Here is an 18,156-nt window from a genome sequence, read left to right as displayed (position 1 = left end):
CGCAGAGCGTATTAGCGGGCATTGAGCTGGTTAATATGTTACGTAAAGGACAATATCCGCAAGAACCGGAATGTCCGCTTTCACCCGCCGAATTTTTCTATCAACTCGCTGCATAAAAAATAATCGTATTCATCTTTTGATGCACTTTCTCTGCTAATGCGACAGAACCGAAAATGACGAGTGACGTACCAGTTTGTTTTTATGGTCTCCTGAACCCGTCCGGAGTGGTGTGCCAAAACGGATGTTATGGTATTCGAATACACATCGAATATAGTTTGTAATTATTAACTTTGAGCATCCGCTTGAAGCTCAGGGGAATATGCGTGTAGTTTACTGTGAAGTATGACTCAAGGTTCAACACGCCGATCCCGAAGATCAGGATTGGATATTCACAATCAAATACAAGGTCAATTATGAATCCACTCGATCATACAATTCCCATGAGAAAAGAAGCATTGCACCATGTTTCCGCAGCAAAAAGTGCTCTGAATCGTTTTGCCAATGCCCAGATCCCGCAACATCCATGGATGGCACCAAATAATTTTGGAAGCCCGCATCAGGATAGTTGGTGTTCTGAGTCCGTGTCACTCAGTGGTCCCATTGAAGACAACCTTCTGCTTATCGAGCAATACAACCCCTTCGGATACACACCGAATATGGTTTGTAATAGCAAGAATCAAATGATAGGCGTCTCGCTGGATTACGTTTCATCTCTGTTCTGGCTGGTTGTATTCGACGAAAACTGTAACATCATTTCGGCAACATCTGTGGGTGAGTATTCCGGTAGTACCTTTGGTGGCGGTTACTTCTACATGGACAACAACGACAACACCATTGTTGTGCAGGGCAACAAAATTGCCAGTTATCCGACAGCCGATGTGCAGTCAAGAGACAATGAGATTTATGCACTCACACCAAACTGGCAGAGTGACGATATAGTGGAGTTAGTCACAGGTTCAGCTCAAGGAAATTCTCTTTACTCGTCGCTTCCCGTTTGGAATGAGACACGCCCGAATCTCTACTGGTGCCTGATAGCAGGTGAGTTCGACTATCAAAACTATCCAGAGAGCACATTAAACTCTTCGGCGCAAATGGCCGTTGTGGAAATCGAACCGAGTACTGGGAATACGACACTGATCAATTCTCTTGAACTGGAAAAACAGTGGAACAACAATACATTCGCGGTTGATGAAAAGGGAGCCTATATTGTTACGAATGGTATCGACAATAAGGGCTTATGTACGGAAGGATATCTTTGGGCGTTTAATCTGGAGAAAAATGAAGTTGTTACTCGTTGGAAAACTTCTTATAAAAATGCAGGATACCTGAAACCGGGTCAGAAAAATATCGGCTCGGGAACGACCCCGACGCTCACTAAAATGGAGAACGGCACTGAACTGGTGGCAATTACCGATAATGCCGATCCTCGCCTGAACGTAGTGGTCTGTAATCGTGAGAACGGGGCGATTATCTCCGAAACCCCTTGTTTCCTGAGAATGAAGAGTGCGGACGAAGCTTCGCTGATCGGTGTTGGTGATACTTTCGTGGTCGAAAATAATTTCGGTCACTATCCGACATGGCCGTTCTCCCAGTTAGTTCCGAATGCCCCCGGCATGGATATGATCCGTATCAATCCTGAAAATTCTGACCAACCTGATGAAAAAAAATGGTCTATCCCAGATGTTCACTTTTACGCGATGAACATGCTCTGTCGTGGCAGCGGTATCATCTTCGCGCATACCTGTAGCTGGTCTGACGAAATATCAGCGTCAAAAGGCGGGATGTATTACATCAGCGCGATCGACTCTTTCGACGGTCGAGTGATCTGGCAAATTCCTCTTGGCAGAGGGGTAAACTACTGTCATGAGTATGGTGGTATTTATTTCAACAGGAATGGTGATCTTTACATTGGCACGAATCAATATCTGATTGCTATCAAGAATTTCAGGGATCGTTCTAAACCGCTTAAGGAAAAAGCACCTGAAATCTAACAGGCAATCGATACAAGCAACTGAGATGTAAGTTTCTGACTATTATTTAAAGGTTTGTTTTATTATTGAAGATAGGTTTTATAATTTTAGATGATTATTTTTATTCTTAATTTAACTCATACTAATAACATCGGATAATAAAGATTTAAAATTGAAACCATTAATTAGCTAAAATTGAAAGCTAGCTATGCGCCACATAAATATCTTCTTTAACTGATGAAAAAAGTTTGAAATCGCATTAATATTATTAATTGTGTAGCTTAAATGTCACATTCAATTGATTTTTGTAAAGTAGATAAATCTTTTTCTACTTAGTTTTAGGTGTTTATCATTTAAAAAATAAGTTTATAGGAGGATGTATTCATTCTCATGGGGATTATTTTTTCGGGATTTTCCGCCGAATTATTTATACGGTTATTGAGTATTTATTGTGATAACGAAAATAGTCATTTAGAGAGATAAAATCCAAATGAAAACGCATATTCTACATTTTGACCTAGCTCAAAGCCATTTACGTACCCAATCCAGTCAATTAAACCTTTGGGTTGGTGAATATAATATACCGTTGCAAGAACATGATGAGTCAAGTTTAGCCAGAGCAGCTGGAGAAAATCCTGCAATAGATATGGTTCTGCGTTACGGTTCACACAATATTAGCCATTTCGCGGAGGTACCTGAACACTATTTTTTACCTCATCACGTTACGCTAATTAAAGTGGTTGGTGATAAATCCGGGCCTTATCGTTCTTCATTACCGGTTCTTTATCATCTTTCTTATCATATTCCCAATGCTCATTTACATCGTTATGCCAAACGTAACAGAGAAAAACTGGCAGTAAATAATATAGAGATGGCTTTGCCGGGTAAACTTAGTGCTCTCGGTGTTAATAGCCAACATTTAGCGCGAAATTCTATTCATTGCGGCGATTTGTGGGTTGCGACTAATGAAATGAAAACACCGTGGGATGTTGCTTGCTCTATTGTGTTTTCCCATCCGGAATTGTCTAACAGTCAGGCTTATGCAGCATCAATCGTCATGAATGCACATATTGCCCCACCGGAGGCAATAGACCCACTGCAATATAACCGAGTTTATGAACTGGCTATATCAATATCGAGTCAGGGACCCGCGACAGAGACAGGCGGTTTTGCCACTTATGGCCAATTGGTTGACCCTGATGGCAGCGCAATGTTTTACGAATTTGACTGGGTAGGTCAAGACGGACAGGTGATTTTCGCCGAAGGTGATCCGGTGATGCAATATAACCTATCGGATGAAACGGAGAATTATTCTGGCTCGCCAGCATCTAATGCGCTGAAAACTTCGCATAATGATGGTCGCCTGCAAAATCATAATTGGAGTGTCAGCCAAAGTGCGTCTCTGGACGTTGCCGAATTCAAAGATCAGGCAGCAGCATTGGCTGTTAAGCGGGACACCAACCAAATTTGGACTGCCACCAACCGTACTCCTAATCACGGTATGGATGTGTATGCCGACAGCATCCGTTACGATAGCAGCCAAAGCCATTTTTCCATTGATTTTAAGAACAAATACTTACGTCAGCTAGGTGTCTATATTCAGTTCTTTAAAGACACTAAGATGGAACAGCCGATCGATAATCCAAAGGTTGACGGTGATTGGCCGTTTTATTTCCCTCAAGAGCTGGCTGCGTTATTCGAAACGCCATCACAAAAGGCCCTGGGTGTATTGGCTAATGTCAATACGATCATGGGGATCCCGATGCCCACGGATCCCACTAACTTTGGCTTGCCCTGGCCGGCTGAAGCCCAGGCAGCTAAATTCTTGTTTGGCGGCCTGGGAACCTCCCGTTGGGAGAACCCGATTGTTTGGCCGGGTGTGATTTTGACCGGTATGTTCCAATACGGTATTCCGGCCCTGATGATGTTAGCTGGGGCCATGGTAACTAACAGCCAGTGGTATAAAGATTTTATTTCTAATAAGGATAACGTTGCCATACTGGCCGGTATTGCTTTCCCATTGATTGGCGGTGGCGCCGCTGTCGGTTCAGCGTTATTCAATACTAAAAAGGTGCTAACCAGTTTAGCCAGTATTGCCATTGGTATTCTGGCTAAAAAAGGGATGGAAGCGTTAGCGACTTATGTTACAGCCCAGGTAGCAGCCAGTGCGGCTGCGCAGGCGGTTCCGGTGGTTGGTTGGGCGTTCCGGCTAGCTGCGATTGCGCTGGATGTGGCACAGATCGCTGTAACCACGGGTGAATTACTTTCCTCGCCCGCCACATTGGAAGTGGATATCAAGCGTCAGATGACACTTGCTTTTACTCTGCATCCTGATCCTGCTCATGGTGAAGCGGGCCGTCCGGAAACCGCAATCTGGCCGCCGGTGGCAGTACAGTGCCAGGTGACCGTTGAATATACCAACGGCACCTACTATACCCAGACTATTCCATTACCCGCGACAGGTTCCAATACACCACTATCTTTTAATTTCAATTCGGTTGGCTGGGGTGGAACACTCAAAATCAAGGCTAATGTCTATTCAGCCACTGGCTGGTTAGCGGGGAGCTACACCAGTGATCTGCTGAATGCGCAGCCAGACGACCCTAATGAAGGCATCATGCGCGTCAGCGGTAATATAAAAGAGATGTTGGTGCCGCTAACTCAGGTGACTCAATACGAATATTGGGAACAGTTGTCTTACGATAGCGGTAAAAAAGAGTACCAGTGGATTGAAGGCAGCGTGCCGTTGGAAACCCAGTCTTCAACCAATTGTAGCAATGTAGGCAATAACATCTGCAAGCTGGTCAATATGACAATCCTGAATTCAGATTATCAGGTTGGTTATTGCTATCAGGCTTCTGGTCAGGATATTCCACTGGAAGATCCATTAAGTCCACCCAATAGCGGCCAGATGTACGTGTTGCAAAACATTTCCACTTTGAGCAACGACTCGTTGAATGAGCGTCTGAAATTATCTGCGGTAGGTTTCAAAGTACAACCACTGATCAGTTATAACAGTTTTGGCGAAGGACCGGACGAAAAAACCATCACGCCTTATAACTTTATTATTGATTCACGGTTTGGTGAATATCACTTACGTCGGGTGGACCTGCGTGATGGCAGCCATAATTTTGGTTTGACGGATAATCCGCTTTCGTGGGGGACTTTCACCATTCCACATCTTGATGCGATGGTGGTTCACCCGAGCGGCTATGTCATTGCTGTCAGTTGGCAATATAGCAAGATGCAGATCCTGGCGTTGGGTGATCAGGGCTATCCGGATGATCAGGCTCCAGCGGCACAGATTGTCTCTGGAGAAGGGATTCGGCAAGGGCTAACCCATGGGCCAATTGCCCTGACCGTAACGCCAGATGGCCGCATACTATTATTGGAGACAATCAATACCCGTATTCAGGCGTTTGATACTAAAGGGAACCCATTCCCGAGTTTTGCGGGTGCAACACTGTTTCAACTTGCTACCGCTGATTATCAGGCAACACTGGATGCTCAGGAGTTTTCCCCGGCATTACAACAAGCATTTCGTGAGCAGGGGTTGACATTCCTGTTCAGTAACAGTGATCCAAACTTTATACGTTCGCTGAATGCTGGAGTACTGGACGAGCAGATTATTGCCACCTTTGCGCAAGATGGGATCTATCTAAGTTATAACCAGACCGCAGACGGTAATATTGACCCAGTTGGCAGCACAACGGTTGACGTGATACAGCAAGGGCAGAGTTGGTTGGTATATGATCCGCAGAAACCCGCGACTTACACGCTGACCGCTCAGGGACAAACCGTATCTGTATATAACGATTTGAGTAATGTACGGGTTATCGCTATCGGTCAAGGTGTCAAATGGCAAATTGATGATCTTAGCAGCGCTCGATCCTGGCTGTTAACCCTTAATGCAACGAATCCTGCTCAGATTACGGTAGCGGATTATCTGTCCTATATGCCACTGAATAAGCCAGCCGGGATTACGTATCTGGATGTTGCGGTTGAGGCGAAGGGATATATTTATGTCTTGTCATACCGTAACGAAGGGCGGGATCCAACGGATTATATCCTTGATATCTATAATCCTGACGGTACTTTTCTGGTAACTGTCCCTGATTCGACATTAGTGCCTGATCCAGCTAAACGCCAGCATATTGTTGCTGGACATCTGGCGATAGATTCGTTCCGTACTCTGGTGGCGATGAATTACGGCAAATTCTTGGGTGAAAATCAACGTACCCAACCACAGATCAGCCAGTGGATGCCAACTACACCAATATTCGATCTGGGTATCGATCAATTACCGATATTCCAGCAACACGATATGGATAAAATCCGCGCAATTTTTGCTGACAACAAACACCCTCTTAGTAACAAGGCAACGATCGAAACTATCAATGAAAATGGTTATTTCATCATTACTGATGTTAGTACCCGTTACCCAGTTATTTGCACCGTGGATGGCGATAATCAGCAGATTATTTCTGTTTACAGTTTCTCGGAGACAACTATGCCATTAAAAAATTATAGCTCAGGATTTAAAGAGGTTTTGCAATTATTAGGTATCCCAGAGAGCGATGTAACGGAGAAAGTCGTTGTTGCATCTTCGTCGCAAGGCTCTTTACGGCCTGACGACCCACAGTCACTGGTTCCTTCTTATACGGCAGAAGTGTCGTCAGCATCGGAGCTATTGACCCTTTCTGGTATCCCCCCTGTTGAAGCGCCGATATCCTTTCCGGCAACCGTTGATGTTTTTGCGATTGCTGAACTGGAGATTGCTGATGACGGGGTTCTGAACATTAGCAATCCGACTTCAAGACCGATAGTGGTGGTGGTTGACACTTTGGCGCTTAAGCAAGGTGGGCAACTGATATGTGACGCCTCTGTGATCCTAAACGTACAAACTTATACCCAAACTCAGGAGAATTCCCATGAATAAAATGAAAACGGTTAACGAAACTTTGGCTGAATTGCGTGAGCATTATCATTTGACCGGTACCGAGCGGCAGCCAAAGCAATTGAACACTTCGGACTTTGACGGGCCGGTGATATTTTCTAACGACCCGAAAATAGCCACTGTGCCACCCGCGTTTTTTACCGTACAAACCATACAAGAATTGAAGGAACTTGGGGGTGTGCCTGACAGTGAGTATGGACCAGGCGGAATGGAACCCCATCATCCGCTACCTGAACCCTATTCTGCTGAACGGTTGGCAAATGTCACCGGTAATCATGCTGATATATGTAAAGCTTTCCGCGCTTATATCTATGGTTATTCTCCTTTGGTCAAAGATTATGAAGATATTCTGAACGCTAAACGTTTCCCGATGAAAGTCGCGTTATACAGTGGTGAAGATATCGTTGTTACTGCCAGTAATCCATTGATTATTGGCAGTAAAGAGAGTCACGGAGAACCTGTTAACTTAAATTTTAATAAGATAACGATTCAACCTGGCGGTAAAGTTATTTATCTCACCAATGGCACGATTCAGGCGAACGAAGTGATCATAGTTAATACCTTAGGTACAGATAATGATGGCTCGAACATTGAAAATGTTGGAGGGAACGGAGGCAATGGCGGGAGCGGAAACAGTGGCTCCAATGGGAAAGACGGCAGTAATGGTAACCCCGGTAAAGATAATAAAAACTCCTGTGCAACGCAGGCTACGTCAGGTACTGCAGGTGGCGGTGGTACTGATGGTGCCAGAGGAAGTGACGGCGAGAAAGGAGGGAATGCAGAGGATGTCAATTTTAAAACCGGTACCATCACAGGCTTTGTGAATATGCTGACACAAGGCGGTAATGGTGGTAATGGCGGTAATGGTGGTAACGGTGGTCATGGCGGGAAAGGAGGGAATGGCGGTGGCTCTACCAGCGAATGTAGAGCTGGAAACGGCGGTAATGGCGGTAGTGGTGGCAATGGTGGTGCCAGCGGTAATGGTGGTAACGCGGGTAACGGCGGTAATATCTATTTTACTTACAACGAAGGGGGGAGCGCATCCTTTAAGGCCAGGGCAATTGCCGGCAATGGTGGTAATGGTGGCAATGGTGGTTCTGGTGGTGTCGGCGGCGGCGGCGGTAGTGGTTATTCCAGTGGTAGCTCAGGTAAAAATGGTACATCGGGGAGCACAGGAACTGCCGGAAAAGCAGGTACCGTAGGCTCAGTTTATGTCAACGGCAAAAAACAATAACGGCAAGGAGGAGTCATGGTCGCAGATATTCAAATTTTGGGTACTAATGGCGTGAATGGTGCCGATGGAGCCAATGGCGCTGATGGTCAACGGGGGATTGATGGTCAGAATGGCTCTCGACGCAAGCCACCCACTGCCGGTGGCCCTGGTGGTGATGGTCAACCCGGTCAGAATGGCCTGGATGGTCAATCAGGTTCTAGCTGGTGGTTTGCCCTGCGTTGTAATCGTTTTGACGTACAGAGCGTGGTGCGTATTAGCAATAGTGGCGGTAATGGCGGTAATGGCGGTACAGCGGGTTATGGCGGCAATGGTGGTGATGGCGGTAATGGTGGCCGTGGTAGTTCATTATCGTCAGGGAAGCCGGGTGGTATCGGCGGTAACGGTGGCAATGGTGGAAATGGCGGCAGTGGCGGGGCTGGCAGCGATGGCGGTAATGTTTGGGTCAGATACATCCAGACTAGCTTACCGAAACCAATATCTGCCACCTCTGATGGCGGGGATGGCGGCGTCGGACAGCCAGGTGGCGCAGGGGGGATTGCTGGGCGCGGGGGTGTAAATGGTGATGGTTCACATGCACCCGATGGGGGATATGGCATTGGCGGTATTAGCGCCAGTGGTGGTCAGGCCGGGAGAGCCGGAAAGGTTTCTGTAGTTCAATCAAGAGGATAATGACATGAGTGAATCCAGATCTTTTGCCGGTAAATGGCAATTTGCAGCAACTTCCGGCCAACTGATTACTGTTCAGACGGATGGTACACTCAGCCTTTCAGCCAAGCAATCAGGGGCGATAAATCAAATGATTAATGCTTATGGCATTAGTAGCTTTTGGTTACAGGCGGGCAATGGTCAATACTTGGCCGCGAGCGGTAATACTCCTCAAGCTAATCAATCGCGCAATGGCGCGGTTGCCGAGATCCGGTTGGAAAAGATGGGATCTGGATTTCGCTTGTGTCGTATCAGTAGCAGTGGTGACAGCTATTTGGTGGCGCAACAATCTGGGCTGGTTTGGCAGGCAGCCACTAGCAGTCCGCCCCTGTCAGCCCAATTTACTCGTACTATCGTGACAAAGGACCTGGAATTCCTTAAAGAATGGGGGGCAATGGGATCCGATCTGCGTTTTGCTTATCTCGCCGAAGAGAATTTGAATGAAATGGTGATGATGGCCGTCGATTTGTCCAATGCCGACCTGCATGGTTCGACATTGATTGACGCTACTTTAACTAATGTCAAAGTTGATGATTGTAATTTTAGTGGTTGTGACTTAAGCAAGACTGATCTAACGCATATTCATGGTAAAAATGTGCTTTTTGAAAAGTGTATCGTCGGTAGTGATACCAATATGCCTGACGCTGAGCTACCGAACGCCATTTTCCGTGGCTGTAAGAGCAGTGGTGGTCAGCCGATATTGAATCGTCTAAAAGCGCCCGGTGCGGATTTCTCTGGAGCGTTGTTACCTTCGGTGATAATGGAGAATGCTGATTTATCTCAGGCGAATCTGATTAATGTTGATCTAAGCGGCGCCAGTCTGGCTTCCTGTAATTTTACCGCGGCGATCATGACGTTGGTGAATTTGCAGAATACCACTTTGCAGACCTCGAATTTTAGTCAAGCCACGTTAGTGGGGACTGATTTTACCGGGGCGAATATCAATCATGTTAATTTCAGTGGCGCAAATCTGACCAACGCACGGTTATCGTTAACCACCGGTTATAGTCAACTTAACCTCAGCGACAGTACCTTATTAGCGACGGTGCTGACAGAGATGAACTTGGTTGATGCCACGATTACCGCTAAAACGGATTTTACTCAGGCACAGATGGATGGCGTTAATCTGAGCAGCCAGAAGCTGGATCAAGTCATATTCCTGATGGCGTCGATGAAAAAGGCAAATCTGGATTCTACGTCACTGAATGGCGCAGTTCTGGTCGGTGCTAATCTGGCCGGTGCCACTGTTCTGGGGAATGTCTCTTTAGTTGGCGCGAATTTATCTAATGCGAGTCTGGAGAATGTTAATTTAACTGGCGCTCAATTTGGTGCTTTATCCACAGTGACACATTTGGATGAAGCCGATGCTCAGACGCTGGATAATCAGCAACTGCCTGAACGGTTACGTCAAATGTTGTATCAGGGAAAGATATTGGTTAATGGTCAGGCAGAGGTGTTGGTTCGTCAGCCGGGCCAGAACTGGCTGGTGGAACATGATGGTAAACCGTTATTTATTCACTATCAGGATGGACAATTAAACGTTGCGCAAGATAATGGCGGTAATGCGGCAATTCTTGCCAACACATTTATGCCTAATGCTATCCTGACTGGCGCTAATCTGTACGCGGTTGATATGTCTGGCGCTCATTGGTACGGCAGTAACGCCAGAGCCGATAACGCCAATTTGGAACAGGTCAATTTGTCGAATGCTAACTTAGCGACAATGAATTTCACTCAGGCTCGATTGTTTGGTGCGAATTTGTCCTATGCTAGTCTGGTGAATACTGATTTCAGCAAGGCAATGTTAGAACCCACCGAAGGTCTTAAGCTGGCATCTCTGGCCTTTGCTTCAATTCAAGGCACTATCTTTACGGAAGCTAAATTGACCGGCGCTAATCTGACCAATGGCGCGGTGGCTTTACCGTTTGAGGAAACAGGCAATAAGTTAACAGGTGTGCCTTTATTCAGTGCGGCGCTTGAGCTGATGAGTTCATTAAATAGTGGCACAGTCTCAAAAGAGTTGCGTCAGGTATTCACTGATAACGGCTACAGCCTGTTATCTAATGCCAAAATCATTGAAAAGCAAAGTGATCAATATTGGATTATCTCCAACCAGCCGCCAGACACCGATCTGAATTATCGAGGATATTGTAACTTTATGGTGATTCGGGTGAGTGAGGTCGGTAATAACCATCTGCAAGTTTGTGGTGGATCGCCATTACGTATCATCCGTACTGCGGCTGACAATACATTGCAACCGGTTAATGTCGCTTTTGGGGTGACAATTGATATCACTCAGGCAATGGATGGAGCCACCACCTGCCCAAGTGGTTTGCGTTATCAGTTACTCAATACGGGTATCAGCTATCAGTCATTGATGACGCCGGGATTACCACCTCATCCGCCAAAATGTATTCCCAGTCCGACGACTTGGTGTTGATAAGTAAGCACGATGCTCTGGCAAACAACTAATCGGAGTAAAGAATACCACTATGGATATTAATATGATGAGAAGCGATAATATGCCGATTGCCATTATCGGTATGAGTTGCCGTTTCCCGGGGGGTGTTAGCTCTCCAGAGGAATTCTGGCAGCTGTTGTGTGGTTCAAGTGACGCAATTACCCCAGTCCCCCCTGAACGCTGGTCAACTCAGGCTTATAGTTCCCGAGATCGCAATTTGCCGGGGAAAATGGTGGCGCGAGAAGGCGGATTTATCGCTGATGTTACCGGCTTCGATGCGGCGGTGTTTGATATCAGTAATACAGAAGCGCCTTTTATCGATCCACAGCATCGTTTGATGTTGCAGGTGACATGGGAAACGCTGGAACGGGCGAGAATAGCGCCAAAATCGTTGGCGGGTCAGGCGGTTGGTGTCTATATCGGTGCTTTCACTCATGATTATATGCACCTGCAATTTACTGATTTGCGTCAGACTACCGGTTATACCTCAACCGGTGCAATGGGAACCATGTTGTCAAACCGGATATCCCATGCGTTTGATTTTCAAGGACCATCCTTGACTATTGATAGCGCCTGTTCATCGTCCCTGTTAGCGGTCCATTTGGCTTGTGAAAGTTTGCGGCGCGGAGAATCACAACTGGCGCTAGCGGGTGGCAGCCAGTTAATGTTGATGCCTGATTTTTCGGTAGTAGAAAGCTGTACTGGTTTTCTATCATTGACCAACCGCTGTCATAGCTTTTCAGCTAACGCTGATGGTTATGTGCGTAGTGAAGGAGTCGGTGCTGTTTTGCTGAAACCTTTGAATGCGGCTTTACAGGATGGCGATCCCGTTTTGGCGGTGATCCACGGTTCAGCTGCCAATCAAGATGGCCGCACTCCCACGATTACTCAGCCAAGTAGCACCGCACAACAACGAGTGATTCGGATGGCCTGTGCTCAGGCGGGGATTTCCCCGGAAGAGATTGATTATATTGAGGCCCATGGTACTGGGACTGGGGTAGGTGATCCGATAGAAGCAGAAGCACTGGGGCTGGTCTGTCGGCCCGAACCGACAGACCGCCCATTGTTGATTGGTGCATGTAAATCCGTAATTGGTCATACGGAAGCTGCGGCGGGCATTGCTGGATTAATTAAAGCGGTATTGTGTTTACAACGAGGACAGGTACCGGGCAATTTACATGCCGAGCCGCCTAACCGCTACATTCGTTTTACTGAGTTGGGATTGCAAGTTCCACAGCAGTTAACTCCATTGTCTGAAGGAAAAGTGATAGCTGGGGTGAATTCCTTTGGTTTTGGCGGAACGAATGTCCATGTGGTGTTAAGTAATAATGCAGAATCTTCCGTACAACTTCGGACGACGCAAGGGCAAGCTTTCATGCTGCCATTGTCTGCGCAGTCTGAGTTTTCTCTGAAGCAACAAGCGCAGAGCATTGCTGATTTGCTGCAACAGCAGCCAGATATTGCCCTTGATGATTTGTGCTATAGCTTGGCGACGACTCGTCACTGCTTTCCGTTACGTAAGGGGATCGCATTCAGTAACCGAGAACAGTTGCGACAGCGGTTGACTAATCTGAATGTGTCGTCGGAGCATAATAATAAAAAAGTTGATCGTCTGGCTTGGATATTTGCGGGTATTGGCAGTGAAGATTGGCAAGACTCTATCGCTTGGTTTCAGCAATTTCCCGAATTTACTGAACAATTCGAGCGTTGTGAGGCAATTTGGACGGGATTTTCTGCACCTTCCTTATATGCGGCATTGATCTCTGCCGATGAACTGATAGAGCCGCCAATGCAGTTTGCTGTACAAATATCAATGGCTGCGCAGTTGCAGAAGTGGGGGTTCAAACCAGCGGCGTTACTTGGTCATAGTTCCGGTGAAACGGCGGCTTGTTATCTGGCGGGAATTTATGATCTGACGCAGGCACTGACACTGTTACATCAGCGTTACCATTATCTGGAACGTGTGTTGAATAAAGGCGGCGGATTATTAATCGTGGCGGCGACAGTTGAGCAGATATTGCCTCATTTGTCTGCCCCCGGTGCCGAGCCTGCCGTAGTGATAGCAGGGCGTAATAGTATCAATCGTTGCTTACTGTCTGGGCCTATAAGTGAATTAACCACTGTTGCTGAGCGCTTAAAGCAGCAGCGTATCGCCAGTAGTTGGCTCAATTATAGAATTGCTTCTCATTCCCATTATATAGAGTCAATCAGGGCTGGGTTGACTGCGGATGCGGCAACCGTTCCCGCGGCAGAACCTTTGTTGCCAGTGTTTTCATCAGTCACCGGAGAGTTGATTAATGGAAAGTTGAGTCCCGAGCATTGGGCTGACAATGTCGTCTCGTCATTCCGTTTTGACGATGCGGTAGAAAACATGCTCAAAGCGGGTTTCCACCATTTTCTGGAAGTTTCGCCTAAATCCCTACTGAGTGCAGGATTAAAGGATTGGAGCCAGCCTTATCGAGGACAGGTGTTTGCTTGTCGCTCAGGGCAGAACTGGCCACAACTGTTAGGACAGCTGTTTGAAGCTGGGGTTGAACCGGACTGGCAGACTCTGATGCCTACCGCTTGCCCAATTGATCTACCCACTTACTCCTGGCATCAGCAATCTTATTGGTATGAACCAGAGATTAGCCGTCGCCGCCGATTACGTATATTGAGCGGTGTATTATTGGGCGAAGCTCAGCCGGGCAGCGAGAGTTGGCAAGCTGAGTTGGCTGTAGAACAAGTGCCTTGGTTACTCGATCATGTTGTCATGGGAAATGCAATGTTTCCGGCGGCGGGCTATATTGAAATCATGTTGGCGGCGGCTCGTATCTGTTTTCCTGACGTTGGATTAGCGCTTGATAATATTGTGTTGCAATCGGCTTTACTGCTAGAGCCAGGCATAGAATTCAGGTTAAAGACACAGCTAGATCGCCAGCGAATGGAAGTGCAAGTACACATTACCCGTAATCTGGATGAGAGTGTACATTACCAACTTGCAGCCAGTGCACAGGTGAACATCGTTGTACCGGGTGCTACTGCTTGTGCTATTCCTCCATTAGCGGTAAATGATCGCTATCCTTGCATGTGGAACCAAGAGATGTTGTATCAGGCATTTCAACATCTACATTTCAGTTATAGTGGTGTTTTTTGTACTCTGCGCCATGCGTTTGTTGGTAAAGAAGAAACAATCTGTGAGATTGAATTACCACCTGCACCGGAGGGAATGAATTTTCACCCAGCGGCTTTGGATGGCATCTTCCAATCATTGTTGGCGATTCAGTCTGCTGATGTTCACGCGCCAATTCCTGCCAACGAGTTCCGTATCCCGGTCAGTATTCAGCATTTGCGTATCAATGGTAAATTGTCAGGTCGGGTTCATGCCCATGCCCGAAATACTAAGCAGACGCAACAACAATGGATTGGTGATATTGACGTCTATACTGATAGCGGTATGTTGCTTTGTCAGATCAGCGGGTTTTGCGTTCAGCTTGTGGGTAATAGAAAAAACAGCTTGTCTGCCAAACTGCACAATCTGGTTGTCGGCCAACCACAGTGGCGTAAACTGCCCGCTCAGCCATCAACAGAGTCTGTGACGCAATGGGCTATCCTTGGGGGTGAAAACGCTCTGGCAGAAGAGTTAGTTGATGAGTTGCAACGCCGTGGTGGGTGTGCCTCGTTGTATTCTGATCTGCCTGACAGTTATCAGAAAATTCAAGAATTAGTTGATACTCTTCCTGTTGAAACCGAAAGGATCCTGATCCTCTGGCCGTTGCAGGCTCCGCGGATGGCTTATCATTCGTTGATCCATTTGTGTGCGGCGCTGGCCGAACGGTCGATAAAACCACGTTTGTGGATAGTGACTCAATGTGCTCATCAAATCACTGAGCAGGATCAGCCCGATCCATTTGCCGCCGCATTATGGGGAATGATGCGCGTTATTGGTCAACAAGAAGCAACTGCATTATGGGGTGGATTACTGGATATTGACAGTATCACGGCTCCAGCCAAATGGTGGGACGCGCTATTGATAGGTGATGGCGAGGATCAATTAGCTCTGCGCCATGATCAGCGTTATGTGCTACGCCTTGTGCCATTACCTGAAATACCCGCGCTACCACCAGTGCGTTTTCGTCCAGATGGCTGCTATCTGCTGACTGGTGCTTTTGGTGATATGGGGCGTCAATTGATCCCCTGGATGGTACAGCATGGTGCTCAACATTTGTTATTGATCGGGCGTCGTCTTGCCCTTGATACGGCGGATCAAAAGTTATTGGAAATGCTGCATCAACAAGGGATCGAGGCTAATTATCTGCCGGTTGATCTCGGTGATGTGGAAAGGACCCACATTTGTTTGGCTGAGTATCGACAACAAGCCAGCCAGCCGCTGCGTGGGGTGATTCATTGCGCTGCGCATGTTGAAGATCAGGGATATCGTGAACTCAGCCCCGAGGCGTTTGATAGAGTATTTGCCACTAAAGCATTAGCTGCCTGGACATTGCATCAAGCGTTGGCTGATGCACCTTTAGAGCATTTTGTTATGTTTTCCTCGTTGGGGGCATTATTGGCTTTACCGGGTATGGCATCTTACGCAGCGGCTAACGCTATGTTGGATAGTCTGGCCTGTTTACGGCGTCAGCAAGGTTTACCTGCGTTAAGCCTTAATTGGGGGCCATGGGAAGCGGGGATCGCTTTGCGGGATAGTCGAACGCTGCCAATATTGGAAAATAGTGGCTTACAGCCATTTGGTTCAGAGGAGGGATTAGCTGTTTTAGAGCGCTTGTTTGCTCGGATTGAGCCGCAACTGGTGCCATTCTTGACGAATTGGTCAAATTTGCTGTCCAGCCAGATGCGTCACCTACCGCTATTGCGTGATATTCAGCAAGAAAATGTGGTTCAGACTTTACCCATAGAAGCGGCGCTTGCAGTGAGTGATCTGGACGATGTCGTTAGCTTGCTACAAACCTTTTGTGGTGAGATTGTTGGGACGTCAACAGAAGTATTCCATCCCAATCTACCTTTGACCAACAACGGTATTGATTCATTGAATGGTTTAATGTTGGTACAAAAAATCAACAAACAATTACGTTTGGATATTCCGCTGGAATTGTTGCTAAGTGATAAGCCGCTGGCTGAACTTGCATCATTGATTACATATCGATTGCAAGTTAAGGCAATTACGAAGTAGGAACAACCTTCGAATTGTTTAAGAATAGCTAATTCAGAGACACGTAGTTGCGATTTGGTTTCAATAGGAAACTTATCGGACTACGGTGTCTCTAATGTTCTATTTGGGAAGAGTTTTTTTAACTAATTGAATATAAATGCCATTTCTGTCAGAAACATTCTCCAGCATTATAAATAAGTTTTCATAATTATGCTCCACTTCCAACCAGCCCAATTCGTTTTTGCCCAAAAAAAGCCAGACATTCATCAAAAATATATTTTGGATACGTGCAGATTGTTGCTACGTCTTTTAAACGATCCATTAATGTTTGTCTATCGCGCTTTAATAGCCTTGCAAATCCCAATATCTCATACATCTTCACAATCAATGTTGCTCGAGTACTTTTAGCGACAAATGGATATTTGGGAGCTCTGTTTGGGAAATAAGTGGCGTAGATGTAGTCTACATCTTGCTTGACCTCTCGTAGTTTAAATTTAGGTACGACTGGTTTAGCGCGGAAATAACCGATCAGGGGAATTAAATATATTCTCGTTTCTATCTTTCCCATTTTTGATAGAAATTTTTTGATGCTAGGATCTAACTAAAAGAATTCTTCGCGCTGTGCTTGATTAAAAGTGGGGCGAGAATACAGCTCATGAATTTCCTGCTCTGTCAAAATTTGAATACGACTTGATTTGATTTCTTTCATTGTTCTTATGCTATATCAGCTAAAAATAGGCGACATAATATAATGAGAAGATGACTCAATCGATACGAGTAGTACAATTTAAGTTAACTCTTAATACACTGGCGAAATGCGGTGCAGAAAATAGCTCAAAACAATGTATAATGCACCAAAATAATGACACCATGTATAGTGCACTGATGAAAACCCATATGCGGATCTACGGATACCTGAGAGCATCAACCGATGAACAGGATGCATCCAGAGCAAAAAGCGAACTGCTTGAGTTTACAAAGGGGCAGGGAGTCAAAATTGCTTGCTGGTTTGAAGAAAATGAATCGGGTGCTCGTCTCCATCGCACAGAACTCTTCCGTTTACTTGATGTTGTCATGCCGGGCGATGTTATCTTAGTTGAGCAAGTTGACCGTCTTAGCCGGCTGAATACAGCTGACTGGGAAAAGTTAAAATATATGATTAATCATAAGGGGCTGAAGGTAGTTTCTTTAGATCTCCCAACCAGTTACCAGTTCATGAAGAATACAGACGAATTCACTGAACGTATGCCCACAGCACTCAACAATATGATGCTTGATATGCTTGCAGCAGTTGCCAGAAAAGATTACGAAGACAGGCGGCGTCATCAGGCTCAGGGGGTAAAGAAAGACAAGCAGGAAGGTAAGTATAAAGGCCGCCCGATAGACAAGAAACTGCACCAAAAAATCGAAGGTCTTCTCAGGGAACACAAAAGCTATAGCTATATTGTTGACTTGCTCGGTTGTTCTAGACACACAATATCTAAAGTATCAAAAGAGATTAAATTAATAGAATGAATTTAATCATAATGAATTGAATTTAATAAATTTATTTTCATTCGTGAAACTTTTCGCTGAATTGGGCACAATACCCCTAACACCATTGGGTCATGACTCCAAAGCGTTATAATGATATTTTTCAATATATGTCCCAATGAGTTTTTCGTGGATTTCTATTGAGCG

8 protein-coding genes and 1 pseudogene are annotated in these 18,156 nt (G+C 46.0%); 8 read left to right on the top strand and 1 reads right to left on the bottom strand.

What is annotated here, in order from left to right; all coding sequences use genetic code 11:
- The 7 genes and pseudogenes from NXS07_RS15575 to NXS07_RS15545 form a co-directional block, all read left to right on the top strand.
- Positions 1–116, top strand: a pseudogene (locus NXS07_RS15575) (IS6 family transposase); the annotation flags it as partial.
- A 297-nt stretch (positions 117–413) separates the two neighbouring features.
- The gene (locus tag NXS07_RS15570; RefSeq protein WP_230579576.1) at positions 414–1,991 is read left to right on the top strand and encodes a hypothetical protein; all 1,578 of its coding nucleotides are present in this window, start codon (positions 414–416) and stop codon (positions 1,989–1,991) included.
- A 469-nt stretch (positions 1,992–2,460) separates the two neighbouring features.
- Positions 2,461–6,909 (top strand): C-type lectin-like domain-containing protein, encoded by a 4,449-nt coding sequence (locus tag NXS07_RS15565; protein WP_258087101.1) that lies wholly within the window; start codon positions 2,461–2,463, stop codon positions 6,907–6,909.
- Positions 6,902–8,161 (top strand): hypothetical protein, encoded by a 1,260-nt coding sequence (locus NXS07_RS15560; protein WP_038216050.1) that lies wholly within the window; start codon positions 6,902–6,904, stop codon positions 8,159–8,161. Before NXS07_RS15565 ends, NXS07_RS15560 begins: the two co-directional genes overlap by 8 nt.
- A gap of 15 nt (positions 8,162–8,176) precedes the next feature.
- Positions 8,177–8,830 carry a hypothetical protein gene (locus NXS07_RS15555; protein WP_038201895.1) on the top strand — a complete coding sequence of 218 codons (654 nt, stop codon included), beginning with the start codon at positions 8,177–8,179 and terminating at the stop codon, positions 8,828–8,830.
- A 4-nt stretch (positions 8,831–8,834) separates the two neighbouring features.
- Positions 8,835–11,306 carry a pentapeptide repeat-containing protein gene (locus tag NXS07_RS15550; protein WP_038201898.1) on the top strand — a complete coding sequence of 824 codons (2,472 nt, stop codon included), beginning with the start codon at positions 8,835–8,837 and terminating at the stop codon, positions 11,304–11,306.
- Positions 11,307–11,370: 64 nt separating this feature from the next.
- A complete protein-coding gene (locus NXS07_RS15545; RefSeq protein WP_258087100.1) occupies positions 11,371–16,497 on the top strand; it encodes a type I polyketide synthase in 5,127 nt (1,708 codons plus the stop codon).
- 187 nt (positions 16,498–16,684) lie between these two features.
- Here NXS07_RS15545 and NXS07_RS15540 read toward each other — a convergent pair whose 3' ends face one another.
- On the bottom strand, positions 16,685–17,065 hold the full coding sequence (locus tag NXS07_RS15540) for a DUF4158 domain-containing protein (RefSeq protein ID WP_258087102.1): 381 nt from the start codon (positions 17,063–17,065) through the stop codon (positions 16,685–16,687).
- Positions 17,066–17,325: 260 nt separating this feature from the next.
- On the opposite strand from NXS07_RS15540, the gene NXS07_RS15535 reads away from it, so the two are divergent.
- A complete protein-coding gene (locus tag NXS07_RS15535; protein ID WP_258087099.1) occupies positions 17,326–17,991 on the top strand; it encodes a recombinase family protein in 666 nt (221 codons plus the stop codon).
- The last annotated feature ends 165 nt before the right edge of the window (positions 17,992–18,156 follow it).

Origin of the sequence: Xenorhabdus bovienii (assembly GCF_024721015.1) — a bacterium.
GTDB classification, from domain to species: Bacteria; Pseudomonadota; Gammaproteobacteria; order Enterobacterales; family Enterobacteriaceae; genus Xenorhabdus; species Xenorhabdus bovienii.
Note: the sequence above shows the minus strand (reverse complement) of the source record. Positions and strands in the feature narration are given on the sequence as shown.